The sequence below is a fragment of the Rhodoferax ferrireducens T118 genome (genome assembly GCF_000013605.1).
Lineage (GTDB): Bacteria > Pseudomonadota > Gammaproteobacteria > Burkholderiales > Burkholderiaceae_C > Rhodoferax > Rhodoferax ferrireducens.
Genome location: NC_007908.1, coordinates 826,334 through 849,792, shown reverse-complemented (window position 1 = coordinate 849,792; position 23,459 = coordinate 826,334). Strand labels below are relative to the sequence as shown.

27 protein-coding genes are annotated in these 23,459 nt (G+C 62.5%); 5 read left to right on the top strand and 22 right to left on the bottom strand.

Annotated elements, in window-relative coordinates; genetic code table 11:
- Positions 1-24 precede the first annotated feature (24 nt).
- Complete coding sequence (locus RFER_RS04060; protein WP_011463136.1) at positions 25-819, bottom strand: SDR family oxidoreductase; 795 nt, start codon at positions 817-819, stop codon at positions 25-27.
- Positions 820-840: 21 nt separating this feature from the next.
- Here RFER_RS04060 and RFER_RS04055 point away from each other — a divergent pair, with 21 nt between their 5' ends.
- Together RFER_RS04055 and RFER_RS04050 are read left to right on the top strand one after the other, a co-directional pair.
- Positions 841-1,968: a class I SAM-dependent methyltransferase gene (locus tag RFER_RS04055; RefSeq protein ID WP_011463135.1), complete on the top strand. Its 1,128-nt coding sequence runs from the start codon at positions 841-843 to the stop codon at positions 1,966-1,968.
- A 36-nt stretch (positions 1,969-2,004) separates the two neighbouring features.
- Positions 2,005-2,199 carry a DUF2905 family protein gene (locus tag RFER_RS04050; RefSeq protein ID WP_011463134.1) on the top strand — a complete coding sequence of 65 codons (195 nt, stop codon included), beginning with the start codon at positions 2,005-2,007 and terminating at the stop codon, positions 2,197-2,199.
- A gap of 86 nt (positions 2,200-2,285) precedes the next feature.
- Here RFER_RS04050 and RFER_RS04045 read toward each other — a convergent pair whose 3' ends face one another.
- From RFER_RS04045 to RFER_RS04035, 3 genes are all read right to left on the bottom strand, one after another.
- A complete protein-coding gene (locus RFER_RS04045) occupies positions 2,286-2,924 on the bottom strand; it encodes an MlaC/ttg2D family ABC transporter substrate-binding protein (protein ID WP_011463133.1) in 639 nt (212 codons plus the stop codon).
- 24 nt (positions 2,925-2,948) lie between these two features.
- Positions 2,949-3,560: an FMN-dependent NADH-azoreductase gene (locus RFER_RS04040; RefSeq protein WP_011463132.1), complete on the bottom strand. Its 612-nt coding sequence runs from the start codon at positions 3,558-3,560 to the stop codon at positions 2,949-2,951.
- A gap of 221 nt (positions 3,561-3,781) precedes the next feature.
- A complete protein-coding gene (locus RFER_RS04035) occupies positions 3,782-4,090 on the bottom strand; it encodes a DUF4148 domain-containing protein (RefSeq protein ID WP_011463131.1) in 309 nt (102 codons plus the stop codon).
- 209 nt (positions 4,091-4,299) lie between these two features.
- On the opposite strand from RFER_RS04035, the gene RFER_RS04030 reads away from it, so the two are divergent.
- Positions 4,300-5,232: a LysR family transcriptional regulator gene (locus RFER_RS04030; protein WP_011463130.1), complete on the top strand. Its 933-nt coding sequence runs from the start codon at positions 4,300-4,302 to the stop codon at positions 5,230-5,232.
- 2 nt (positions 5,233-5,234) lie between these two features.
- On the opposite strand, the gene RFER_RS04025 is transcribed toward RFER_RS04030, so the two are convergent.
- The gene (locus tag RFER_RS04025; RefSeq protein WP_011463129.1) at positions 5,235-6,173 is read right to left on the bottom strand and encodes a LysR family transcriptional regulator; all 939 of its coding nucleotides are present in this window, start codon (positions 6,171-6,173) and stop codon (positions 5,235-5,237) included.
- Between the two features lie 77 nt (positions 6,174-6,250).
- Here RFER_RS04025 and RFER_RS04020 point away from each other — a divergent pair, with 77 nt between their 5' ends.
- Positions 6,251-7,132, top strand: coding sequence for a pirin family protein (locus tag RFER_RS04020; RefSeq protein WP_011463128.1), 882 nt, complete (start codon positions 6,251-6,253; stop codon positions 7,130-7,132).
- A gap of 25 nt (positions 7,133-7,157) precedes the next feature.
- Here the strand turns inward: RFER_RS04020 and RFER_RS04015 are convergent, their stop codons facing one another.
- Complete coding sequence (locus tag RFER_RS04015) at positions 7,158-7,976, bottom strand: UPF0149 family protein (protein ID WP_244095797.1); 819 nt, start codon at positions 7,974-7,976, stop codon at positions 7,158-7,160.
- Between the two features lie 113 nt (positions 7,977-8,089).
- Here RFER_RS04015 and RFER_RS04010 point away from each other — a divergent pair, with 113 nt between their 5' ends.
- Positions 8,090-9,715, top strand: coding sequence for an FMN-binding glutamate synthase family protein (locus RFER_RS04010; protein ID WP_011463126.1), 1,626 nt, complete (start codon positions 8,090-8,092; stop codon positions 9,713-9,715).
- 27 nt (positions 9,716-9,742) lie between these two features.
- Here RFER_RS04010 and RFER_RS04005 read toward each other — a convergent pair whose 3' ends face one another.
- The 16 genes from RFER_RS04005 to RFER_RS03930 form a co-directional block, all read right to left on the bottom strand.
- Positions 9,743-10,786: a LytR C-terminal domain-containing protein gene (locus RFER_RS04005; protein WP_041790137.1), complete on the bottom strand. Its 1,044-nt coding sequence runs from the start codon at positions 10,784-10,786 to the stop codon at positions 9,743-9,745.
- Positions 10,787-10,845: 59 nt separating this feature from the next.
- Positions 10,846-11,784, bottom strand: coding sequence for a type II secretion system F family protein (locus RFER_RS04000; protein ID WP_011463124.1), 939 nt, complete (start codon positions 11,782-11,784; stop codon positions 10,846-10,848).
- Positions 11,785-11,797: 13 nt separating this feature from the next.
- Positions 11,798-12,766 (bottom strand): type II secretion system F family protein, encoded by a 969-nt coding sequence (locus RFER_RS03995; protein WP_011463123.1) that lies wholly within the window; start codon positions 12,764-12,766, stop codon positions 11,798-11,800.
- Between the two features lie 10 nt (positions 12,767-12,776).
- Complete coding sequence (locus RFER_RS03990) at positions 12,777-14,135, bottom strand: CpaF family protein (RefSeq protein ID WP_011463122.1); 1,359 nt, start codon at positions 14,133-14,135, stop codon at positions 12,777-12,779.
- Positions 14,136-14,145: 10 nt separating this feature from the next.
- Entirely contained in the window at positions 14,146-15,321 is a 1,176-nt protein-coding gene (locus RFER_RS03985; RefSeq protein ID WP_011463121.1) for an AAA family ATPase, read from the bottom strand.
- On the bottom strand, positions 15,318-15,761 hold the full coding sequence (locus RFER_RS03980; protein ID WP_011463120.1) for a TadE/TadG family type IV pilus assembly protein: 444 nt from the start codon (positions 15,759-15,761) through the stop codon (positions 15,318-15,320). The genes RFER_RS03985 and RFER_RS03980 overlap by 4 nt, the downstream gene beginning before the upstream one ends.
- Complete coding sequence (locus tag RFER_RS03975; RefSeq protein ID WP_011463119.1) at positions 15,758-16,228, bottom strand: TadE/TadG family type IV pilus assembly protein; 471 nt, start codon at positions 16,226-16,228, stop codon at positions 15,758-15,760. The genes RFER_RS03980 and RFER_RS03975 overlap by 4 nt, the downstream gene beginning before the upstream one ends.
- A 13-nt stretch (positions 16,229-16,241) precedes the next feature.
- A complete protein-coding gene (locus tag RFER_RS03970) occupies positions 16,242-17,516 on the bottom strand; it encodes a Tad domain-containing protein (RefSeq protein ID WP_011463118.1) in 1,275 nt (424 codons plus the stop codon).
- Positions 17,517-17,549: 33 nt separating this feature from the next.
- Positions 17,550-17,831: a hypothetical protein gene (locus RFER_RS03965; protein ID WP_011463117.1), complete on the bottom strand. Its 282-nt coding sequence runs from the start codon at positions 17,829-17,831 to the stop codon at positions 17,550-17,552.
- Positions 17,831-19,546 (bottom strand): type II and III secretion system protein family protein, encoded by a 1,716-nt coding sequence (locus RFER_RS23295; protein WP_011463116.1) that lies wholly within the window; start codon positions 19,544-19,546, stop codon positions 17,831-17,833. Before RFER_RS23295 ends, RFER_RS03965 begins: the two co-directional genes overlap by 1 nt.
- A gap of 38 nt (positions 19,547-19,584) precedes the next feature.
- A complete protein-coding gene (gene cpaB, locus RFER_RS03955) occupies positions 19,585-20,445 on the bottom strand; it encodes a Flp pilus assembly protein CpaB (RefSeq protein WP_011463115.1) in 861 nt (286 codons plus the stop codon).
- The gene (locus tag RFER_RS03950) at positions 20,442-21,800 is read right to left on the bottom strand and encodes an ATP-binding protein (protein WP_011463114.1); all 1,359 of its coding nucleotides are present in this window, start codon (positions 21,798-21,800) and stop codon (positions 20,442-20,444) included. The genes cpaB and RFER_RS03950 overlap by 4 nt, the downstream gene beginning before the upstream one ends.
- A gap of 13 nt (positions 21,801-21,813) precedes the next feature.
- The gene (locus RFER_RS03945; RefSeq protein ID WP_041790135.1) at positions 21,814-22,356 is read right to left on the bottom strand and encodes an A24 family peptidase; all 543 of its coding nucleotides are present in this window, start codon (positions 22,354-22,356) and stop codon (positions 21,814-21,816) included.
- A 77-nt stretch (positions 22,357-22,433) separates the two neighbouring features.
- Entirely contained in the window at positions 22,434-22,610 is a 177-nt protein-coding gene (locus RFER_RS03940; RefSeq protein ID WP_011463112.1) for a Flp family type IVb pilin, read from the bottom strand.
- Positions 22,611-22,733: 123 nt separating this feature from the next.
- Positions 22,734-22,916: a Flp family type IVb pilin gene (locus RFER_RS03935; protein ID WP_041790133.1), complete on the bottom strand. Its 183-nt coding sequence runs from the start codon at positions 22,914-22,916 to the stop codon at positions 22,734-22,736.
- Positions 22,917-22,926: 10 nt separating this feature from the next.
- Entirely contained in the window at positions 22,927-23,433 is a 507-nt protein-coding gene (locus tag RFER_RS03930; RefSeq protein WP_011463110.1) for a response regulator, read from the bottom strand.
- Positions 23,434-23,459 lie beyond the last annotated feature (26 nt).

The window sequence follows — 23,459 nt, the reverse complement described above, 5'->3', positions numbered from 1 at the left end:
TGAGAGAGTTGGCCGTGCCGAGGGTCACAGCATGGAAAAATCGCGTTCGAATTTCATCAGGTGCTGGCCGCCATCCACCAGCAGCGTGGTGCCGGTGATGGACTGGTTGTCGATGGCAAATTTGACGGTTGCCGCCACATCCGCCGCCGTCGACGAGCGGCCCAGCGGCGAGAGCTGGTGCAGCGCTTCAAACTTGTCGTGGTTCAGCAAGTGGCTGGTCAGCGTCAGGCCCGGCGCCACGCCGACCACACGCAGGTGTGGCGCCAGCGCCAGCGCCAGCATGGTGTTGGCCGCCTCCAGTGCGGCTTTGGACAGTGTGTAGCTGAAAAAATCCGGGTTCTGGTTCCACAACTTCTGGTCCAGCAGGTTGACCACCACACCCAGCGGGCGGCGGGCCTGCGCGCTGGCCGGGCCGTCGCGCCCCACCACGTGGGCGTGCAGCGCTTCACTCAGAATAATGGCGGCCCCGGCATTGCTGCGCATGTGCTTGTCCATCGCCGCAAAGCTGAAACTGGCGGCGCTGTCATGCTCGAAGGTGGAGGCGCTGTTGACGATGGCGTCAACCCGGCCGAACTGGGCAATCACCTGCGGCAGCAAATGACGCACCGCTGCCTCGTTCGTCAAATTTGCACGGAATAAGGCGCTAGCCCCCGCCAAATCTGCGCAGTCAGCTACTGTTTTTCTAGCATCTTCAAGCGAGTCCCGATAATGCACCGCCACCTGCCAGCCGTCTTTGGCCAGCGCGAGCGCGATTTCACGCCCCAGGCGTTTGGCAGCGCCGGTGACCAGGACCGTGCGGGTTGAGGGGGGGGCAGACATTCGGGGACAATTCAGCGTGTTATGACAATACCCTACAGTTTAACGAGCGCCCTGGGCGCCCACATTGGCCAAACCATCACTCACCATGGCGGCTGGATTGGCTTTGATGAATTCATGGCCCTGGCGCTGTACACGCCGGGTCTGGGCTATTACGCCAACAACAGCGCCAAATTTGGCGCCCTGCCCTATGCCAGACAAGCGGGCGTGACCGTGGCGGGCAGCGACTTCGTCACCGCGCCCGAGATGACGCCGCTGTTTGGCCAGACCCTGGCGGCCCAGGTGGCGCAGGCCTTGCAGGTGACGCAGACGCACGAGGTGTGGGAGTTTGGCGCCGGCTCGGGTGCGCTGGCCTTGCAGGTGCTGGAGGCGCTGGCAGCGCAGGGGCAGGCTTTGACGCGCTACAGCATTGTTGATTTGTCCGGCAGCCTGCGCGAGCGCCAGCAAGCCACACTGGAAAAATTCGGCGACACCGTGCAATGGGTGAATGAACTGCCCGACACGCTGCAAGGCGTGGTGATCGGCAATGAAGTGCTGGACGCCATGCCGGTCAAGTTGCTGGCCCGGGTCAAGGGCGTCTGGTTTGAGCGCGGCGTGGCACTCGGTGCGGCTTCAGAATTGATCTGGCAGGATCGCCCGACTGATTTACGCCCACCGCTGGCCATTGATGGCGAGCACGACTACCTGACCGAAATCCACCCCCAGGGCGAGTCGTTCATCCGCACCCTGGCCGACAAGCTGAGCGCCGGCGCGGCTTTCTTCATCGACTACGGCTTTCCCGAGCACGAGTACTACCATGCGCAGCGCCACATGGGCACCGTGATGTGCCACCGCAGCCACCAGTCCGATACCGACCCGCTGACCGACGTGGGCCTGAAGGACATCACCGCGCATGTCAATTTCACCGGTATCGCGCTGGCCTGCCAGATGGAGGATTGGGGCGTGCTGGGCTATTGCACGCAGGCGCGGTTCTTGATCAACTGTGGTCTGGTGAGCAGGATGGAAAACGCCACTTTGCAGGAACGGGTGCGGGCGCAAAAACTGATCATGGAGCATGAGATGGGCGAGCTGTTCAAGGTCATCGGTTTTTACAAGGGCGAGCCGTGGCAGGCCTTGGGCTTTTCCGAAGGTGACCGCACGCACACGCTGTAGCGCGTGTGCCGCCACCCGCCTGCTTCACGGACCCTCATGTTGCGCTGGCTCGTCGTCGTTTTTCTCGCCTTGCTGCTGCTCAACGGGCTCATGCCCTGGCTGCAGAAACTGGGCTTTGGCAAGCTGCCCGGCGACTTCTCATTCCGGCTGTTCGGTCGTGACTGGTTCATTCCGCTGAGCACGACGCTTGTGCTCAGTCTGCTGGCCACCTGGGTGTCAAAGATCCTTTAGAACCCACCATGAGCTGGACCTGGATCGTGCGCATGGCTGACAGTAATTTGTTGAATCAACTTTTTCCGTAGGCGAACCGATTGGCGTCAACCCTTTTTCGCATTGGACTTGTTGCGATCCGCCAGGGCGGCGATCAAGCCATCAACACCCTTGGCGTTAATTTCTTGCGCGAACTGGCTGCGGTAGGTTTCCACCAGCCAGACACCCATGATGTTCAGGTTGTAGATTTTCCAGCTACTGCCCTCACCAGGTGTTTTTTCCAGCCTGTAGTCCAACTGAATCGGGTCGCCACGACCTTTGACATCGGTACGCACTACCAATTCCTTGTCATCCGGGGCCGCGCGTAAAGGCTTCACAGCAACGGTCACATCATCGATCTGGGACAAAGCACCGGCGTAAGTGCGTACCAGCAAGATCTTGAACTCTTCCTGCAGGCGCTTTTGCTGTTCGGGCGTCATTTGCCGCCAGGTCGGCCCCGCGGCGGAAGAGGTCATGCGTTTGAAATTCACGTTGGGCATGAGCTTGGCGTCCACCAACGCGATGATGGCGGGCACATTGCCAACCCGACTTGCAGGGTCAGTCTTGATGCTGTTGAGCATCTCGGAGGACAGGTGCTTGATGAAGGCATCCGCAGTCTGATCCTGGGCACGCGCCGGCACCGCCAGCAGATTGCTTGTTGCCAGGACGAAAACTGCGAACAGACGAACCCATAACTGACGACGCACGATGTGACTTTCTAATAGTGGGGGCTAGGCCGTGGCCAGTTCCATGTCGGCGCGCGCTGCGCTCAGTGCTGCGGCCTTGGGTGCATCACCCATCGCCAAACCTTCAGCACGAACAATGCGCACGTCGGTGATGCCGAAGAAGCCAAAGACCACCTTGAGGTAGCTCTCCTGATGTTCCATGGCCTGACCGCCTTCGCTGGTCGAATAGGCTCCGCCGCGTGTGGACGCCACAATCACGGTCTTGCCGGTTGCCAGACCCAACGGGCCCTTCTCGTTGTAAGTGAAGGTGCGACCCGGTTGCGCCAGACGATCGATCCAGGCCTTGAGCTGGGTCGGGATGGAGAAGTTGTAGAACGGTGCGCCGATGACGATCACATCGGAAGCAAGGAACTGGCTCACCAGCTGCTCGGACAGGGCGTTCTCTGCGCGCTGTGCTTCGGTGGGCTCGGGCTGGGCGATGCCCTTGATGGCGATGGCGTCGGCACCGAAATGGTTGGGGGCGTTCAGCGCCAGGTCAAGGTACTCGACCGTGGTGTCGGGACGGCTCTTGCGCCATTCGGCGACGATTTCGGCGCTGAGTTGGCGGGAAACGGAATAGGTGCCCAGGATGCTGGAGTCAACGTGCAGTAATTTCATGATCAATGTTCTCTTTGGTTGGAAATGCCGACACGAGCTTGGTCAGCAATTTGATTATTCTATTTATGATGATATTTCTTGATAAGTCCCTATTATTGAGATACATAGTTCCAAAAATAGAACAATCATCCAATGGGAATTCTCAATGCGATGAGTGCAAGCCAGCGTAGCCACGGCAGGGTGAACAATTTCAGATGGCCACCATGCCGTGCTTCAGCACCTTAGCGACCACCGTGGTTATGGCCGATCACCAATTCACCGCTGCGTTTGGCTTGAGCCAACTCGGCCAGCACTTGTTCGCGGGTATTGGCTTGCGTGGTCGCTTTGGCCGGGTATTGGCTGGGGTACAGCTCGTTGAGCTTCTTGCCCGAGTTGCCATTGGCAACGATGTCTCCCGTGCGTTGGGCTTCGAGCAATTCGGCACGCACTTGCTCGCGTGTTTTAGGGGCTGCGGAATCGGCAGCCAAGGCGTTGCCTGCGGCCAGAGCAGCCAGGGCGAGGGTAAGGGTAGAGAGATATTTGCGGTTCATGATCAGGTTCCTTGATAAGTTAAAAATTGACCGGCAGATGGAGAATCATTTCTTGTCTGTCCGGGTTTCTCTGAGGCGTTTCATGGTTGGCGCTTCATCGATGGGTTGAATTATTGAATTTCTATTTCAAAAGATAAACAGCATGAAAATCATCGATACGTTGTTGATTGCGCAATAATCAAGGCCTTGAAACACACACGTGGAGCACCATGGACCGATTGATGTCAATGCGGGTTTTCCAAAAAGTCATCGATGAAGGTGGCTTTGCCGCCGCCGCCAGGGCGCTGGACATGTCGCCGGCGGTGGTGACTCGCCTGGTGGCCGATCTGGAAAACCATCTGGGCACACGTTTGCTGCACCGCAGTACACGCCGCTTGTCACTCAGTGTGGCGGGTGAAACCTATTTGGGCCGGGTGCGCGCCATCCTGCAGGACATTGATGAGGCCCATGGCTTGGCCCGTTCCCAGACGCACGAACTGGAGGGCGTGTTGCGTGTGCTGGCGCCACCCGTGCTTGCATCGCATGTGCTCGCACCCTTGATTGCCGGATTCCGACAGCTTTACCCGAAGATCTTGCTCAACATTGAGGTGGCGTCGTTCAAGGAACCCCCGATTGAGGACTACGACATCACGCTGATGCCGACCGACGAAGCGTTTGATGCGGACGTGATTGCACGCAAGATCTCGTCCACAGAAGCCGTTCTGGTCGCCTCACCCGCCTACATCGAGCGCAAGGGTGCGCCGGCAACACCGCAAGACCTGGCGCAGCATGAAGTCCTGCGCTTGAAGGCGCCAGGGCTGCGTCCACGCACATGGCGCTTGTTCAATTCGGCACGCCAGGACGAACCTCTGGATGTGGCGGTGGAGCCCGGCCTTTGGATCAACCATACCGACACGCTTCTGAGGGCGGCCCTGGACGGGGCCGGAATCACGTCGGTCGCCGTGGATTTGGTCGCGCCTTACTTGACACGCGGCGAGCTGGTGCGTGTTTTGCGCCCGTGGATCACCGGCCGGCTCAGTCTGTATGCGGCGCTTCCCAGTCGCAAGTTTTTGCCCGAGCGCACGCGCGTTTTTCTGGAGTATCTGACCGAGCGCACGCGCATTGAAGTCAACAGTGCGGTGCAAGCCTGCCAAAACTGCTGACATCAAGGCTGCACTTGTGCCAACGCAGTTTGCAGCATATCGATGAAGACCCGTGTCTTCACTGGCATCAGCTTGCGCTCCGGAAACACCGCCCACGCCGGGTGGCTGGGCAGGCACCAGCCAGGCAACACCCGCCGCAGCGCGCCCCGGCGAACGTCAGGTGCGGCAAAGTAGTCTGGCACCGCCGCAATCCCCGCGCCGGCACAGGCCAGCTTGATCAGCAGCTCAGGCGCATTGGCGCTGGCCCTGCCCGGCGGCACACCCTGCCAGCGCTGCTCTCCCTGTGCCAAGGTCCAGGAGGCCGCCTCCCCATTGGCTTGCAGCATCCTGATGGCCGCATGCCGGACCAGATCATCCGGGTCAGCGGGCTCCCCGTGCTCGGCCAGATAGCTGGGGGCAGCGTACAAACCGAAAGAAAATACGGCCAGGCGCCGCGCTGCCAGCGAGGCATCGTCGGGCAGGTTGCCCATGCGCAGGGCGACATCAAAGCCTTCACCCAGCAGGTCAACCCGACGCGGTGACAAATCGAGCTCCAGCTGGATCGCCGGATACAGCGCAATGAAGGCCGCCAGCGTATCGGCCAACAGCAGGTTGGCAAAGTCACTGGGCATGGAAACCCGCAAGCGCCCGCTCGGCGTGGCCTGGCGACGTTCACTGAGCGCCGTCACAGCCTCCACTTCAGACACCACCTGACGCGCATGCTCCAGCAGTTGCAAGCCGAACTCGGTCAAAGACTGACGCCGGGTGGTGCGCAGCAGCAGGCGCTCGCCCAGGCGCTGCTCCAGTGCGGCCAGCCGGCGCGACACGGTGGATTTGGGCAAACCCATGCGTTCCGCTGCGCGGCTAAAGCTGCCCAGCTCGGCCACGTTGGCAAAAATGAGCAGGTCATTGGGGTCGATGCCCGCGTCAGATTGTTCCATCATGGGATCAATGATATCCATTTCAAGGGATTTTCAAACCAATTGTTGGCGAATAAACTCCATCCATCGCAATCCACCGAATCAAGAAGGAACTGCAAATGAACACCACCACAGATAAGCACAACGTTGAAGTGTCACGCACCATCGAGCAGCTGGTTGCCGGCCAGGCCACCTCGGATGGCGCTGGCGTCAAACTGACCCGCGTGCTGACACAAAACCTGCAGCATCGGCTCGACCCGTTCCTGATGCTCGATGCCTTTGGCAGCGACCAGCCAGACGACTACATCGCCGGCTTCCCCGATCACCCGCACCGCGGTTTCGAGACCGTGACTTACATGATTGCCGGGCGCATGTTGCACCGTGACAGTGCCGGCCACGAGGGTCTGCTCGAAAACGGCGGCGTGCAGTGGATGACGGCCGGCAAAGGCGTGATTCATTCTGAAATTCCACAGCAGGAGGAAGGCGTGATGGAAGGCTTTCAGCTCTGGCTGAACCTGCCCCAACGCGACAAGATGAACACCCCTTGGTACCGTGACTTCAAGGCCGATGATTTGCCCAAGTTTGTAACCGAAGAAGGCGTGGCGGTGACGGTGATTGCGGGTGAAAGCCACGGCATCAGTGGCGCCGTGACACGCGACACCACGCAACCGAACTACCTCGACCTGCACCTGCCCAGTGGTTCGCGCTTCGAGCAAAAACTGCCCGCTGGCCACAACGCCTTTGTCTACGTCTACCGCGGTGAAGTCAGCATTGCCGGCAAGGTCGTACCGGTGCAGCGCATGGCCATTCTGGCCAATGACGCGCACGCCGATGGCGTGGTGATCGAGGCCGGCATGGACGCCAGGGTGCTGCTCATTTCAGGGCAGCCTTTGAAAGAGCCCATCGTTCAGTACGGCCCGTTTGTGATGAACTCGAAAGATGAAATCTACCAGGCCCTGAGTGATTTCCGCGATGGCCGGCTGGGTGAATCTGCCCGATAAGCGGTTCGACGGTTGAAGATGTATCTCACGCCCCGCAGCACTTCTTGTATTTCTTGCCACTGCCACAAGGACAGGGATCGTTGCGACCGGGTGTGGGCGCCTTGTGCACGGTCTGCTGGCGTGGCCCCAGGGTGCGCCAGAGTTCGCGCAGGTCGTACACGGCCCAGATCGCGCTGGCATAAGCATCCAGGCGCTGGGCGCTGACGCTGGGTGCGCCGTTTTCATCGTAGACCGACAGCGTGGGTGGGTCGGTGTCGTCGTCAGTCAGGGCCACAATGGCATCGAGCGCCTCGTCCAGCCACTGGGCTGCCTCTTTGTCGCGCGGCGCCGCCCATTCTTCGGGCCAGCTCTCCACCGCATACATGAAGCCCAGCGCCCATATTTGCGCATACGACGGCGCTGTTTCAGGGCCTATTTCGGCGCGTGCCTCCTCGGACAGCGAGGCTACGGCGCCACGTATATCCACCACCTCGGGAAAGTAAGCGGCCTCGTCGCCCAGATCTTCCACCTTGGCATTGAGCGCCTGGGCCACGTCGTTCCAGCGCCGTGTCCACAGCTCGAAAAAGCGCTGTTGCTGGGCGTCGTCGGCAAACGAGCCTTCATCCTGCACGCCTTCGTCACCAATGGCCAACAACACGGGCAGGTACTCCGAGGGCATGATCAGTCGGCGGCAGCAGATCAGCGCCGCCATGAAGCCTTCGCAAAACTCCCACTGCGGCGTCTCGTCGTAGCGGGTGCGCAGGTCGTCCAGAATGGCATCGACTTCGTCAAACTCTTGCGGGCTCAAAGGCTCTATCGGAAAGCCGACGAGAGGGTCTGCTGCGCTGCTGGATGCTGGGCTCATGGTGCTGGCTTTGTTCATGGTTTGGGAAATCATCGTATTTTGCCCTGCCGCCGGGCCGCATTCGGGGCGCAAGGCATTGCGGCTAGTATGGTGGCCTTGAAAGGAGCGCAGCCATGCTCGACTATCTGAATACGATCTTTCCGGTTCGGTACACCGTTTTGGGTCTGAGCGGCTTCGGCCTGTTGCTGGCCATTTTTTCGCTGGTGGCCTTGGGTGAGGGTGCCGCAGTTGCGCTGCTGTTTCTGCTGCTGGTGGGCATCGGTGTTTTTGACCTGCTGCAAACCCGGCGCGCCTTGCTGCGCAACTACCCCATCGTTGGCCATCTTCACTTCATGCTGGCGTATCTACCGCCTGCAAGCCGCCAGGACTTGGGTGAAAGTGGGCGTCAAGCCGCCCCGTTTTCACGCGCCCAGCGCGCCCTGGTGGTGCAGCGCGCCAAGGCCCAATCCGAGCAACGCGCGTTTGGTACTGCGCTGGCGGTGCAGGCCGAAGGCTACGAATGGCTCAACCATTCCATGGCGCCCACGCGGCTGGATTCACACGACTTTCGCCTCGCCATTGGCGCTGATCGGGCGCAGCCCTACAGCGCCAGCGTGTTCAACATTTCGGCCATGAGTTTTGGCGCCTTGAGTGCCAACGCCATCCTGGCACTCAACGCCGGCGCCAGGCGCGGCGGTTTCGCCCATGACAGCGGCGAGGGCTCCATCTCCAGCCATCACCGCGTCCACGGCGGCGACCTGATCTGGGAGATCGGCTCGGGCTACTTTGGCTGTCGCAATGACAATGGCACGTTCAACGCCGACAAGTTTTCCAACCAGGCGCGCGACCCGCAGATCAAGATGATCGAGCTCAAGCTCAGCCAGGGCGCCCAGCCCGGCTGTGCCTGCGTGCTGCCCGCCATCAAGGTCACGCCCGAGATTGCCGCCGCCCGCGGTGTACCCGCCGGTGTGGACTGCGTGTCGCCCGCCGCGCACAGCGCTTTCACGACACCCCTGGAGCTGCTGCAGTTCGTGGCGCGGCTGCGCGACATCTCGGAGGGCAAGCCGACCGGCATCAAACTCTGCATCGGTCACCCGTGGGAATGGTTTGCGCTGGTCAAGGCGATGCTGACCAGCGGCATCACGCCCGACTTCATGGTGCTGGACGGCGCCGAGGGCGGCACGGGCGCCGCACCCCGGGAATTTACCGACCATGTGGGCGCACCGCTGGAAGAAGGCCTGCTGCTGGTGCACAACACGCTGCGCGGCGCGGGCCTGCGCGAGCAGATCAAACTGGGTTGCGCCGGCAAGGTCACCAGCGCGTTTGACATGGCGCGCCTGATGGCGCTCGGCGCCGACTGGTGCAACAGTGCGCGCGGCTTTATGTTTGCCTTGGGTTGCATTCAGTCACAACACTGCCACACCAATCAGTGCCCGACCGGCGTGGCCACACAAGACCCGCTGCGCCAGCGCTCGCTGGTGGTGCCGGACAAGGCGCAGCGCGTTTACAACTTTCACCAGCAAACCCTGCGCGCGCTCCAGGAGCTGGTGCAGGCGGCGGGGCTGGTGCAGCCGCGCGACATCACGCCGCACCACATCCTGCGGCGCACGGCAAAGCATCAGGTCAAGTCACTGGCGCAGTTGCTGCTGACCCCGCTGCCCTTTGGGGCCTTGCTGCAAGATGACTTGAGCGCTCTGCCGCTGGTCTACCAGCAGCACTGGCCTCTGGCCCGCACTGACTCCTTTACGCTACTAAATTAGTAGTTATAGACGACCGTAAATCGGGGGCTAGAGGCCGTTTTTAGCCAGAGTCGTCGCGTCGTAACCGGGGCAGCGACGCTGGCATGGGGCGGCCGCACGATAGTCGCGCCCCAGCACGACCCTGACATCGGCACCCAGTGCGCCGCCCGGCTCGGAGGCAAGCTTGACCGGATAGGGCATACGCTCGGCGAATGCCTGCGCAGCGCTGAAATATCCCACCCGGTATTGCACCACCGTGGTCGCGGTGTTGAATGGCCGCGCATTGGTCAGAGCGGTGCGCTGCACCAGACCACGCGCACGCATCCACCCCCCAAGCCACGCGGCCATGCCCACAACGCCGTTGCCATTGGCGATTTCGACACGCGGTTGAAGCACCTCGCGGGCCCGCCCTGTGACGGGTGGCGTTGGCGCCACGGTCGGCGGCGCCTCTGCAACAGGGACGGCGGGCGACGCGACTGGCGGGATCGCCACCGCTGCCACAACGGACAAGCCGGCCTGTCTCTGTGGCATGGGCTCCAGGTTGGGCACGCTCTGCAATTGCGGTGCCTGGGTCGATGCCGCAAGATCAGACGTCGCGGAGGTGTCCTTGGGTGGTGTTGCCGGCGGGCTTGCATTGAGCGCGACCTGATCAACGCGGTTCAGGTTGCTGCGTGCCAAACGATGCTCCGGATTGAGCACCAGTGCCTCCCGCAAGACGTCTTTCGCTTCGTCAGTGCGTCCATCGAGCAAAAGGGCATACCCGAGGTTGTTGAGCAGCGGCGCGCGCTGCGGTGCCAGCGCCACGGCGCGACGCAGAGCCGCGACCGCGTTGCCGTACAGCCCCTGACCCGCTTCGGCCATGCCAAGCGCGTTCATGACGTCGGCGTCTTGCGGCGCTTCCAGCGCGGCTTTGCGCCAGGCGTCCCGTGCATCACGCCAGCGGTGCTCACCTTCGTATTGGCGCGCCAACGCCATGTAACCGTTGTCAGCGACTCGGTCCGGACCCGAATTGGAGATGCGGTAGTTCGGTGCCACGCGCCAGACAGTGGGCACGGGTGCGGCGCATCCGGTCAAGACGAGGGCGATTGCCATCACCGACAGAGCATGACAGCTTGAACAAGGGTGGCAGGTGTCCATCGTAAATTCTCCAGTCAGTGTCCGCCCATCGTGGGCAACAGAACGCGATAAATCTGAATCATGGCGGGGCCCATCAGGACCACCATCAACGAAGGGAAGATGCAGAAGATCAGCGGGAAGAGCAGCTTGAGCGCGATCTTGGCGGCGGCCTCCTCGGCGCGCTGGCGCCTGCGCGTGCGCAGCAACTCGGCATGGATGCGCAGTGAAGCGGCGATGCTGGTACCGAACCGCTCTGCCTGGCTGATCATGGTGACGAAGCCGTCCACCTCCTCGACACCGGTGCGTATGGCCAGGTTGCGCAAGGCCCGCTCGCGCACAGCGCCGGCACGCAACTCAAGGTTGACCAGACGCATCTCGTCTGCAAGTGCCGGACTCTTGAATTGCAGGTCATCGGCCACGCGCATCATCGCGGCCTCAGTGCCCAAACCGGCCTCCACGCAGACCGTCATCAAATCAAGGGCATCGGGAAAAGACTCGAATATTTCTCGCTGCCTGACCATGACCAAGTGGGACAAAACCAGGTTGGGGCCGTAGTAGCCCAACGCGGCCAGCGCCAGCATGACGAGCAGCAAGGTGTTGCCTTTCAGTGGCGAGCCTGACAACGTGAGCAGCGCGAACGCGACCAAGGGCAAACCCAGGGTCAACAGCGTCTTGATGCCGAAGAACGCCGATGCGGCGTTGGCGTTGCGAATGCCGGCGTGGGCAAAGCGCAGCTTGAGGCTCGACTTCTCAAAGCCCTCCTCGGGCATCGAAAGCTTGCTGATGGGGCGCGTCGCATCGGCGATCCAGTGCAGCCAGCGGTGCTGGATCGGCGGTCGCGGCGGGGCGTCGGCCACCAGCCCGGCCAGACGCTGGCGTGCGACATTCGGGCGCATCACGCCGGAGACGCCAAGAACGCCGGCGACGACGACGACGAAGATGAGCGCGAGAAAAGCGAGCTGGATCGGTGTCATCAAAGTGTCTCCTTCATACCCGGATGCGGATGATGCTGCGCATCCACAGAATGCCCAGCAGCATCATGAAAAGCGCCAAACCGACCATACGCAAGCCCGCGGGGTCGGTCCAGAGCACGGCCATGAACTTCGGATTGACGAGGTTCACGACCAGCCCCACGCCGAAGGGCAAGGCGGTGAGGATGATGGCCGACAGCTTGCCTTCGGCGGACAGGGTTCGAACTTCGCCGAGCAGTTTCAGGCGCTCGCGCACGATCAGGGAAATCTTGTCAAGCAACTCCGCGAGGTTGCCGCCCGACTCGCGCTGGATCATCACGGCGACCACGAAGTAGCTCACATCGGGCACCGGCACGCGCTCGGCCAGATTCGCCAGTGCATCATTGGTGGGTACGCCATAGTTCATCTCGTCGAACAGGACACGGAAATCGTGCCCCAGGGGATCCGTCATCTCGTCCGCCACCATCTTGACCGCGGAAGGGAATGAATGGCCCGCCCGCATCGCACGGCTCATCAAATCCAGCGCCTCGGGGAACTGGCGCTCTATGCGCTCAATCCTGACGCGGCGCCGGTTGGCAACGCGCCACCAGGGCAGCACGGCCAAGCCCAACCCCAGCACCGCACCGAAGATCAGCGGTTTACCGAGCAGCCCCGGCAGGAACAATCCGAATGCACCCAGTGCGACCGACATCACGATCAGCTCGGCCGCCGAGACCGCCATCGCCGAGGCCGTGACGAAGTGCTGCATGCGCCGGCCCGCGGGCAAGCCGCCCAACAAGCCGTTCAGACGCGGCATGCGCGAGCGCTGACGGGTGCGCTCGATGCTCGCCGGCGCCGATGCCTCGCCGGCCAGCGCCTCGATCCGTGTCGCTATACGCTTGGCCTCAGGGCTGCTGCGCGAGGCCCAGACGTTGTACACACCTTCGAGCGCCAGCACCACAGCCAGAAAAGCCACAACCGCGAAGAGTACAAAAGACAGGTCCATGGCAACTCCTTCAGACTTCGTGCCGCACCGGCTCGAACAGGGTTTGCGGCAGATTGATGCCGCGTGTTATCAAGCGGTCCCAGCAGCGCGGGCGCACGCCGGTTGCGGTGAAGTGGCCCTCCACCGCGCCATTGGGGCCGACGCCGGTCTGCCTGAAGATGAAGATTTCCTGCAGCGTCACGGTTTCGCCTTCCATGCCGGTGACCTCCTGGATGCTCGTCAGCTTGCGCGTGCCGTCGCTCATGCGGCTCTCCTGGATGATCACGCCAATCGCCGAGGCCACCTGGGCACGCGCTGCCTTGGCGGGCAAGTCCACGCCGGCCATCGCAATCATGCTTTCCAGCCGCGCCAGCGCATCGCGCGGCGAGTTGGCATGCACGGTGGTCATCGATCCCTCGTGACCGGTGTTCATCGCCTGCAGCATGTCGAGCGCCTCGGCGCCGCGTACTTCGCCGAGGACGATGCGGTCGGGCCGCATGCGCAGCGCGTTGCGCACCAGCGCGCGCTGCGTCACCTCGCCGCGTCCCTCGATGTTGGGCGGGCGCGTCTCCAGACGCACAACGTGGGGCTGCTGCAACTGCAGCTCGGCCGCGTCTTCGATGGTCACGATGCGCTCGGTCGTGCTGATGAAGGCACTCAGGATGTTGAGCAGAGTGGTCTTGCCAGATCCCGTTCCGCCTGAAATGAGAATATTGATCTTGGCCTGCGACAAGGCGCCGATGAACTGCGCCATCTCGTCTGACAATGACCGGTACTCGATCAGGTTGGAGAGCTTCAGCGGCACGGTCGCAAAGCGCCGTATCGACAGGATCGGGCCGTCAATTGCCAGCGGCGGAATGATCGCGTTGACGCGCGAACCGTCGGGCAGGCGGGCGTCCACCATCGGGCTGGATTCGTCGATGCGACGCCCGACTCTTGAGACGATCTTGTCAATGATCTTCATCAGGTGATCGTCGTCGGTGAATTTGATGTCCGTCAGCTCAAGCCGTCCGCGGCGCTCGACATAGACCTGGTGGTAGGTATTGACCAGGATGTCCGACACCGTGGGGTCTGCCAGCAAGGGTTCGAGCGGGCCGAAGCCGAGCATCTCGTACTGGATGTCGCGCACCAGATTGCGACGTTCGCTGGCGTTGAGAACCAGGTTCTCTTCAAGCAGCAGGCGCTCAACCATCTGGCGCAGCTCTTCCTTCAGGTTCTCGGGCGACAGGTTTTCCATCGCCTCGAGGTCCAGGCGGCCGAGCAGCACCTGATGAATGCGCGCCTTGGTATCCTGGTACGCGCGGGTCGGCGCCCCCGCATCTTCGGGCACCGGGTCGCCCGCTGGCGGGAACCCTTGGGCCGAAGCCCCTAGTCTTTCGCGCAAACTCATGGCATTCCTTTCATTGCGGTGCACCGTGGAACAGACCCGACAGCCAGCCTGTGCGGGCCTGGCCAAGGGGCGGCGGCGCGATATTCTCAGCAAGCTCGCGAAGACTCCTGGCGATCGTGCTGTTCGGCGCGATGCGCTCGACCGGAACCCCCTGGTTGACCGATGCCGCCACCGCTTCGTAGTGGTTCGGCAGCGTGATCACTTGGTTGATCGCCAGCGTTTTCTTCAGGTCGTCGATGGTGAACTGGCTGCCCTTCTGGTAGCGATTGACGATCCACTGAATTTTGTGCGCGGGATAGTCAAGCGAACGAAACACATTGCGCAGGCGCTTGCCGTCCCGGATGAAAGGCAGTGTCAGTTGCAACACCGCGTAGACCCGGTCAGCCAGATCCAGTGCCTGCAGCGTGACCGAACTCAAGGATCGCCCGACATCGATGATCACGAAGTCAAACATCTCGCGCGCCAGCTCAACGATCTGCCGCACATGCTGCGGCGTCACGTCAGTCGCCTGCGCCGGGTCATCCGGCGCCGCCAGCACCCACAGGCCGGGCGCCACTTCGGTCATCGAGGATCGCAACAGGTCGGCGTCAAGCCGGTTGATGTTGCGCGCCACATCAGCCACGTTGCTCACGGGCGTTTGGCTGCTGACAAAAAGCGCAGCATCGCCAAACTGCAGGTTCATGTCGATCAGCGCAACCTGGCGCTGCCCACCCGCAGCCAGCAGATGGGCCAGGTTGGCAGCGATGAAGGTGGCCCCGCTACCGCCCTTGCACGACACCAAGGCGAGCACCTCGGCGTGGTGCGTGGCGGGCAAGACGGTAGCCGGCGCGCGTTTGCGCAACTGGCGTCGCAGCGCCGCCAGTACCGCCTCAGGCGCCGCGGGCGAAGGCAGCACCTCGCGCACGCCGGCGCGCATGGCGCGCAACAGAAACTCGGGGCTGAGCTCGTTGCCGACCAGCACGTAGTCAATCTCGGGGTGGGCATTGGCCAGCGCCTCGAGCGCCTCGAAGTCTTGTGGCGTAGCGGTCTCGACCAGCACGAGGTCGGGGCGACTGCCATTAAAAATCACCTTCACGTCGCGCAACGCACACACGATCGGCGTGACATCGAACGCCGGCTCAACGCGCAGGACATCGGTCCACGCCTCGGCGTTGAACGGGTCAGGGGTGATGAGCTTGATTTTCATTGGCAGACCTCGTTCGAAGTGCTACTCATAAACTCTTTGCGCAACGTTGTTCCAAATGGAGGCAGCGTCAGCGACAACGGCACGAAGGGAATGATGGTGTTGTGGGTGTAGCCCGTAAGAGACACCCTGACTGCCTTGCAGGTCGCCGCGGTACACGTGTTGTCGGCGTTTGGCGGATTCAGATAGGTAACCACGATGTTTCCGTTCGCAAGCGAAGGCAGGCGGCTGATCATTCGAGATTTGATGTGGCTGTCGTTCAGGTCACAGACCACGGCCAGGCGCGCGCCATAACGGGTCGCCTCAACGGCGGCATTCCAGGTCCAGAGCAGCCGCCCCATTTCCATCACGCCGAACAGGACTGTGAAGAGCAGCGACGAGACAATCGCGAACTCGACCGCGGCAACACCACGCTGGCGCGACGGAAAATTGCTCGTGTTCACAGTTGCGCCCTCAGCGTGACCGAGATGTTGTTGAATGAGAAATCGTTTGGAATCACGAACTTGAACAGTGAGTCGAAGGCGTAGCTCGGGATGCTGACGGTAACGAGGTTGATCGATCCGAGGCCGGTCGACTGATTCGCATGCGTGCCGGGGCACAGCGACGCGTCGCAAATGGACACCATGGCCGTTGTCAAGCCGGGCGCGACTGGCGAGCCGGAGCAGTCGGTGGTGCCATAGACGGCAAGGCACTTGGCCTCGGCGGCGATGGTCGCGTCGCCCGGTCCGTGCTGCGACAGGTGGCGGCCCGCGTCGCGCACCGTCTTGTCGAGGGTGTTGAAGCTGTAGATCGCATGCCCTAGCTCGGTCGTGCCCAAGATCATCGGCACCAACACCAGTTGCAAGAGAATGGCGAACTCGACGGCTGCCACGCCTCGCTGGAACGAATGACGAAGAGTGCGCTTTTTCACGTCAGACACCTCGCTACTGAACCAGAGCCGGCACCATCGGACCGACGCTGTTCAGATCACCAGCAACACCGGAAGTGGCGCACGGACTGCCTGAAGCGCTCGACAGCCCTTCATACTCCATGTAAACGACGTCACCCACGGCGTCAATCGGGTGGAGCATCAGCACGCAAGCCCAAGATTGAATCGGTACCGTGTTGCTGGCCACCCAACCGCCGCAATCAACAATCGGTGCGGTAACCAGTCGGCGGTCGGCTCCATACAAGGTGTGCTGAGCGACGGTAGTGGTTGGGTTGTAGGAGTTGTTTATGCCCAGACCTGTGATCGTGTTGCCGACACTGACGGTGGCGCCATAACTTGCGTGTGCGCTGCGTCGGCTGAGAAAGTCGGCCAGCGCATTGGCCTTCGAAGGCCAATTGGTCGGTGTATACGAATAGCCGGTGAAATCTGGCGGTGCAGTTGTGACATTGGTGGAACCGGTTTGATACAGGCCAAAGCGTGTGTTCCATGCTTTGGCGGCTGCAGCGCCCAGGGCGCCTGGTTCCCCCACGGGAGTCGGCACGTTGAGCGTGCAGACGCCATTGCCGGTAAGCAGGGCTGCCAATTCGCTTGTGCCGCCCGCCGGGGGAGTGAAATCGATCCAGTTGAAACTGCCAGTAACGCCGCCACCAGCGCCAAAGAAGCCACTGACCCACTGGCCCGGAGTCATGCCGTACGATGGAGCGGACCCTTTTGAGCAGATTGCCATTGGAATACCGCAATTGTTTTGCGCTGGTGCCAGTGTTGCCGTCGCGAGCGAGCTGACAGTCAGCGTGTCTAAGCTGGGCATGAGCACCTGCATAAACCAGGGCATGATATTGCTGCGTGTGATCGTGCAGCGCACATACTTCGAACTGGGCAACGCGGCCCCGGCATTGACCCATTTGATGGCGGCGTTACCAGCGCTCAGATCGGTGCCGAAGCTCACAACAATGTCGCTGCTGGCAATGGCCGAATTCTGGAAATCGACTTTGTTCATCTGCCCCACGGCCTGGCCAGCTGCTTCCGCCCTGGCAAAGGAAGCGGGCGCAATGCTTGGTGCCCCGGTGAGCTCATAGCTGGCTGCGAGCGCGCAGGCATCGGCGCTGTTCTGCAGCTCGGTCTTGGTGAGGTAGAGGTGTCCGCCGTCGAGCGCCAGGCCAATAAAGCCCACCAGCACCGCCATCATCAAACCGACCACAATCGCCACCGCGCCGCGCTGACGCGCGCGTCGGCCAGGGACTGGCGGGCGATGGCAAGACGAGCGATTCATGATGGCGCCTTTGTGATATCGGTCTGGTCGCGCTCAGCGCCCCGTGCCGATGTTGCCGATGTTGATCACGGTCGTGGGCGGCGGGCTGCGGTAGCTTTCGACGTGACGGTCCATCGCCTCACGAGCGGTGCGGCCATCGGTGGCTAAACTCGCCTGCGCATTTCTTGCGGGTGCACCCGGCTCGATCAGCTGCTGCGCTTTCAGGATTCGCACGCTGTCGCCAAAACGGGCGTCCCAGTCAGGCGAAGCTGTGGCGGCGCAGCCGCCGAGCGCCAGCAGGCAGACCGCCGCGGCGATGAGGTTTGAGTCGCGCATTATTTTTTCTCCTTGTCGAAGCCGCCTTGGGCGGGGTTGTCGCCGCTGGCCGCGTCATCGGTGCGCTGGCCCTCCAGCTTGCCGCCCAGGATCAGTTCGCTGCGGCTGGGTGGCACGTAGCCGTCGGTGGGCAACCGGTAGCCCACTGGCAGCGGTTTCACGAGACGCGGCGTGATCACGAACACCAGTTCCGAGCGGTCAGTCTGAAACTCGGTGCTGCGAAACAGCGCACCGACCACCGGCAGCTCGCCCAGGAACGGGAAGGCATTGATGTTGGTCGTGGTGTTGTTCTTGATCAGGCCGCCGATGGCGAAGCTCTGGCCATCCATCAGTTGCACCGTGGTTTCGGCCTTGCGCGAGGTGAACGATGGCAGCACCGCGTTCAGGCCGCCGCTGCTGATCTGAACGCCCGCAACGTTGAGTTCGGACACTTCAGGCCGCACGCGCAGGTTGATGCGTCCGCTACCGAGCACGGTGGGTGTGAACCTGACCGAAACGCCGAACTCCTTTTCTTCCAGCGTGGTGGTGCTCCCCCCGCTACCATTGTCCTTCGACACCGGGATGAATATCTTGCCGCCCGCCAGAAAGCTGCCGGTCTGCCCGCTGATGGCCATGATCGTCGGCTCGGCCAGCACCTTGACCAGACCATCGTTTTTTTGCATGTTCAGCGTCGCGTTGGACACGCCGCGGCCCGGTACGGTGCCGTAGCTGGTGGTGTAGGTGGGCCGACCCGTGGTGGCGTCATAGGTCACCGTCACGTTGCCACCGCTGGCGCCTGCAATTGGCACCGTGCCACCTATCACCGCGTCGACCGAGCTGAAAGGCACGCCGCTGGCGCCCGTACCGCTGATCTGGCCCATCGCACCCACAGCGCCGCCGAAGATGCCCGACAAAAAACGCATCATCGAACCGTCACCCGGCACGTAGGCACGGGAAAAGTTGATGCCGAACTGATCCAGCAAGGATTTTGAGATCTCGGCCACCTTGACTTCGAGCATCACCTGCTGCGGCGCGCCCACCTCCAGCATATTGACAACGCGCTGGTTGCTTTGGCCGCCGCCATCCTGGCCGCGTACGTAGGCATTGGCGAGGTCGGTCACCCGTGTCAACGCTTCAGTGTCGGAGACCATGCCCGACAGCACGATCGAATCGAAAGCCGATGTGACCTTGATCTCTTTCTCGATCGGGAGCAGTTGGCCGATCACCGCCTGCAATGCCATGGTGTCCATGGCGACGACGACATCGAAGGCCGTGCAGGTGCCGTCGCGGTCAAGCATCACCACATTGGTCGTGCCGATGGTCTTGCCGAGCAGGTAAACCTCGGTCGGTGCGAGCAACAGCACATCCACATCGGCGACGCCGGGGCGCGTGTTGACGGACGGCGTCTTGACCCCTTCCTCTTTTTTACCCTCGGGGGTATCGGCCGGGCGCGCGGCACGCGCGTTTTCGGGATTGCCCAGCAGGATGCGGGTGACGGGCGAACTCGGTCGCAAAACAGTCGACTTGCCCACCGGAATCAGCACCGCGGGCGCAATGTTGACGCGCGAGCATAGTCCGGTCGTTGAGAGCGCCTGGCGCGCAGGCGCAGTGGCAGGCGCAGGCAGCTTCGCCGCCGTCGCTTTGCCGGCTTGTACCGTAGCGCCCGGCGCAGGAAAGGTCAGGCCTGCTGCCAGTGCCATGCTGGCGATGGCCATAGCGCGTGTGGGTGATGACATCAGCATTCTCCCGGTTTGGTGTTGTTGTGGGTGATGATTCAGAAACACTCGGTCACCTTGCTCAGGCCACGAATGATCTCAACGCAATTTTTGGATGGCGCCGGCGCAGCCGCCACAGCTGGGGCGACGACGCGACGCACGACATGGCGTGCCGGGGCCAATGGCGTAACGGCTGGTTTGGCGGGTTCAGATTTGGCCAGGCCGAGCAATTCGGCCTTTGTGGCGCCGCCCGTGGCAGCGACCCCCTTCGGATCGGTTTGGTTGCGCAGCACCAGCGACAAGGTGCCCACGCTGCGCGCCAGATCGAGCATCTCTGCGTCCCTGGGGGTGACTTCCAGCGTCACCGCATTCACCACCCTGGGCTTGGTGGAGTCGCGGTCGGCCTCCTGGGCCACGGCGAGCACCAGGATGCGTTCGAGCACAATTTTTGAGACCGAGCGATCGCGGTCGTTGCGCTGGCCGCCTTCATCCTGGGTGTTGACCATCACATCAACGAACGTGCCCGGCAGCGCGAAGCCGGCCACGCCAACCACATCGTTCACGCGCACAGTCATGGCGCGCTTGCCTTGTGGCACGACGGCAGACAAGCCGCCCTTGGTGCCGATTGGCGCCAGCCGCGCTTCAATGAGCGGCTCCCCGCGCTGCATCGACACCAGGACAACCCGGCCTTCGAGCTTGGCAGCCTCCTTGTAGGCACCGGTGGGCGTGCTACCCAGGGGCCAGTCGGCCATGCGAATCATCTCGGGCGAGATGCGCCCGCCGAGCTCGATGTCGGTGTTCGCCACCGCGATGCGCCCGCCCTCGCCGCCCTGGCCCTGCATCCAGCGCGTCGCCAGAAATACCGCGGCCAAGCCCGCAATGACCGCAATAAACAGCATTAATATGCCACGTGATCTCATGACGGACTCCCAGGTTCAGACGCCGCTTCAATCAGCGCCTCGTTGCCAAAATATGCTTGCCAGGCCCAGTCGAGCAGCTCGACGGAAAGCTCGGCCGGCACCTCCAGATAGCGGGCGCGGCTGGCGATCAGGTGCAGCAGGTCGCGCGGGTAACACGCCAGCAGCGGGCGACCCTGCGGCTGGTGATAGCCGTCCACCAGCGCCCGAAATGCTGCCGGGTCGTGGGCGATGCCCTCGGCCGCACAGGCGCGCTCAAAAATCAGTGCGTAGTCAGCTTGTGACACGGCGGTGATCGCGATCTTGTGGCCCAGCCGGCGCAGGAACGCCGCGTCTTCCAGCTGCGCCGGGCGCAGGTTTGACGAGAACACCAACACCATGTCAAACGGAATCGTGAACTTGCCGCCATTGCGCAACATCAGGTGATCGTGGCGGCGCTCCATCGGCACCACCCAGCGGTTCATCAGCTGGCGCGGCGAGATCACCTGGCGGCCGAGGTCGTCCACGATGAACAAGCCGTTATTGGCCTTGAAGTGCGGCGGCGCCTCGTAGTAGCCGGCACGGCCGTCGAAGCTGAGGTCGAGCATTTCGAGCGTGAGCTCGCCACCCGACACGATGCAGGGCCGCTCGCACAAAACCCAGCGTGCGTCGGGGCGGGCCCGGTTATCCAGTGCCGCGCGCGGCGCGCCGTCCACCACCAGCGGGCGATGGCACTGCGCATCAAAGACCCGGATGACCTCGCCATGCACGCTGATTGCGTAGGGGATCGCCACGGCGCCGGTGATCAGGCGCTGCAGGCGCTCGGCCAGGTAGGTCTTGCCCGAGCCCGCCGGGCCATACAACAGAATCGGTCGCCCCGAATTGACGGCGGTGCCCAGCAGGTCAATCAGGCGCTCGGGGACCACCAGGTCGGCAAATGCCGCGTGCACCTGGTTTGCCGTGATTGCCTGGTTGGTGACCGACTGGGCGCGCACCCGCTCGGTGTAAACCTCCAGCGGCACCGGCGCTGCGCCGACGTAGGAACTGCGGGTGAGCCACTCGGCGGCGCGCGCCCGGCCAGCCTGCGTGAGATCGAATTCAACATCAGCCTCGTGCTGGCCGCGGCGCGTGACTTCCAGCAGCGATTCACGGCGCATGAAGAGGCACACTGCTTCGACCACGGTGCCGGCCAGGCACAACTGGGCGCTGAGTTCAGTGAGCCGGGTCAGGCCGAGCTGGAACATGGTCTTGGCGACCAGCTCGACCAGGAAGGTGGTGGACAGGCCGGTTTCCTCCAGCGTCTGCGGCGCGTGCGGCAGCGTGGCACGGATGTCCTGCAGGGAGCGAGGCTGTGTGGCGGGAAATTGCAGCAGGTTCATGGTGCGGTGCCGTTCAGGGTGTGGCGAGGGGCCAGAGCAAGGCGGCGCCAGTGCCCAGCGCGATGGCCACGGCATAGGGCAGACGAGCGGCTGTGGTTTGCAGTGGCGCGAGGCGCGCACCCTGGCCGCTGCTGGCGCGCAGCGCCCAGTCGGTCAGCAGAAAACGCACGTTGGCCAGCGTCTGCGCCGCCACGCCGCGGCCGAGCATAAAGACCAGCGACAGCAGGCCGCCGGCGACAAGGGTGTAGAGGACGGCTGAGAGCACCGTCGGAGCACCGACGAAGGCGCCCACCATGCCCATCAACTTGACATCGCCTGCACCTGTTGCGTGCAGGAAATACAGCGGCATTAGCGGCAGCAGGCCGGTCAGCAGCCCGGCCAAGGGTGCCCACCAAGTGGAGCCAGCGAGAGGCACAGAGCCCGAGGCCAGTGCGATGGTATGGGCGATGAACGCGAGGACAAGGCCCGTGAGCACCAGCGTATTAGGGATGCGGCGCGACCGCAGGTCAGCAATGACAACAGTGAGCAACATTACGGCGAGCAGCGTGTGGATCATGATGGCAATCGATGGGCATAAAAATCCGATGGTCAACCAAGGCGTAGACCCGAGGGCTCCGCCTTGGCTGAGCGGCGTTAGGACCCAATCAGGGCATCCGAAACTTTGCCGAATACCACCGCGAGTTGGGTCCCTACTATCGTGACGCTCGCAATGATGACGACGGCGATAAGCGCGGCGATGAGACCGTATTCGATCGCGGTGACGCCTTCTTCTTCGCGGACAAACTTTTGGATGAAATGAACGATTTGCATGATCAACTCCTTGCGGTGAGAAAAACGACGCTCTGCAGCGCCTGCCTGCGATCCGAAAGGGCCGGATCAATACCCTGCTGGCCTGTTGCTGTAACGCCGACCAGCGATTCGCGTTTTTCCTGTCTAGAGCGCGGCGATCACGGTCTCGCTCCAGTAGTCGTAAATTGTTGTGAGTGATGTACCAGTTGCACTGATCGCGCCGATGATCGTCACCGCGATCAACGCCGCCAGCAGGCCATATTCCATGGCCGTGACACCCGACTCATCGATAAGCCATTCGGCGAAACTTTGCGTGCTGGTGTTCATGGCCTTGACTTTAGTAAGGACGCGGCGCTTGCACATCGGAGAATGGCGTCATCGGCAGGGGGGAGCTTGTCCCGGGCCGGCTGGGAGCTTCCTCCCCCTCGCCGCGCGCTGGCAGGCGGCAGATAGCTGCGATTGAGCCAAGCAAGTCGGCGGCCGGCTGGTGTTTCTCGATGAAGGCGCGTGCGCCCAGTCGCGTGGCCCGGGCTCGGGTGAGCGGATCGCCATGGCTGGTAAGCACCAGCACGCCAGCAGTCAGTGCTAGCTGCGGGATAAGCGCCAGTCCGTCTTCGCCCGCCAAGTCAACGTCCAGCACGACCACGTCAGGGTGCAGCCTGGCGGCTGCGCTCAAGGCCTCGGCACCGGTGGCTGCAGTGCTCACGTAGCGCAGCGCCATCGGCGCGCATGCAATCAGCCGTGCCAGCCCCTCGCGCACCGCCAACTGGTCATCTACTACGAGCACACCAATGGGCGCGATGACGCTTGCGAATACGGTGCTGAGGACGGGTGGTGGCGACATACAGGCATGCTAGGTAAATCTGGCGT

Coding starts and splice junctions, on each gene's coding strand:
- RFER_RS04060 (WP_011463136.1), bottom strand. CDS start 819: ATGTCTGCCCCCCCCTCAACCCGCACGGTCCTGGTCACCGGCGCTGCC.
- RFER_RS03990 (WP_011463122.1), bottom strand. CDS start 14,135: ATGAGTTTGCGCGAAAGACTAGGGGCTTCGGCCCAAGGGTTCCCGCCA.
- RFER_RS04055 (WP_011463135.1), top strand. CDS start 841: ATGACAATACCCTACAGTTTAACGAGCGCCCTGGGCGCCCACATTGGC.
- RFER_RS23295 (WP_011463116.1), bottom strand. CDS start 19,546: ATGTCATCACCCACACGCGCTATGGCCATCGCCAGCATGGCACTGGCA.
- RFER_RS04000 (WP_011463124.1), bottom strand. CDS start 11,784: ATGACACCGATCCAGCTCGCTTTTCTCGCGCTCATCTTCGTCGTCGTC.
- RFER_RS04040 (WP_011463132.1), bottom strand. CDS start 3,560: ATGAAATTACTGCACGTTGACTCCAGCATCCTGGGCACCTATTCCGTT.
- cpaB (WP_011463115.1), bottom strand. CDS start 20,445: ATGAGATCACGTGGCATATTAATGCTGTTTATTGCGGTCATTGCGGGC.
- RFER_RS04005 (WP_041790137.1), bottom strand. CDS start 10,786: ATGGCAATCGCCCTCGTCTTGACCGGATGCGCCGCACCCGTGCCCACT.
- RFER_RS03950 (WP_011463114.1), bottom strand. CDS start 21,800: ATGAACCTGCTGCAATTTCCCGCCACACAGCCTCGCTCCCTGCAGGAC.
- RFER_RS03985 (WP_011463121.1), bottom strand. CDS start 15,321: ATGAAAATCAAGCTCATCACCCCTGACCCGTTCAACGCCGAGGCGTGG.
- RFER_RS03945 (WP_041790135.1), bottom strand. CDS start 22,356: ATGATCCACACGCTGCTCGCCGTAATGTTGCTCACTGTTGTCATTGCT.
- RFER_RS04010 (WP_011463126.1), top strand. CDS start 8,090: ATGCTCGACTATCTGAATACGATCTTTCCGGTTCGGTACACCGTTTTG.
- RFER_RS03965 (WP_011463117.1), bottom strand. CDS start 17,831: ATGCGCGACTCAAACCTCATCGCCGCGGCGGTCTGCCTGCTGGCGCTC.
- RFER_RS04035 (WP_011463131.1), bottom strand. CDS start 4,090: ATGAACCGCAAATATCTCTCTACCCTTACCCTCGCCCTGGCTGCTCTG.
- RFER_RS04050 (WP_011463134.1), top strand. CDS start 2,005: ATGTTGCGCTGGCTCGTCGTCGTTTTTCTCGCCTTGCTGCTGCTCAAC.
- RFER_RS04030 (WP_011463130.1), top strand. CDS start 4,300: ATGGACCGATTGATGTCAATGCGGGTTTTCCAAAAAGTCATCGATGAA.
- RFER_RS03940 (WP_011463112.1), bottom strand. CDS start 22,610: ATGCAAATCGTTCATTTCATCCAAAAGTTTGTCCGCGAAGAAGAAGGC.
- RFER_RS03995 (WP_011463123.1), bottom strand. CDS start 12,766: ATGGACCTGTCTTTTGTACTCTTCGCGGTTGTGGCTTTTCTGGCTGTG.
- RFER_RS04020 (WP_011463128.1), top strand. CDS start 6,251: ATGAACACCACCACAGATAAGCACAACGTTGAAGTGTCACGCACCATC.
- RFER_RS04015 (WP_244095797.1), bottom strand. CDS start 7,976: ATGAGCCCAGCATCCAGCAGCGCAGCAGACCCTCTCGTCGGCTTTCCG.
- RFER_RS03970 (WP_011463118.1), bottom strand. CDS start 17,516: ATGAATCGCTCGTCTTGCCATCGCCCGCCAGTCCCTGGCCGACGCGCG.
- RFER_RS03930 (WP_011463110.1), bottom strand. CDS start 23,433: ATGTCGCCACCACCCGTCCTCAGCACCGTATTCGCAAGCGTCATCGCG.
- RFER_RS03935 (WP_041790133.1), bottom strand. CDS start 22,916: ATGAACACCAGCACGCAAAGTTTCGCCGAATGGCTTATCGATGAGTCG.
- RFER_RS04025 (WP_011463129.1), bottom strand. CDS start 6,173: ATGGATATCATTGATCCCATGATGGAACAATCTGACGCGGGCATCGAC.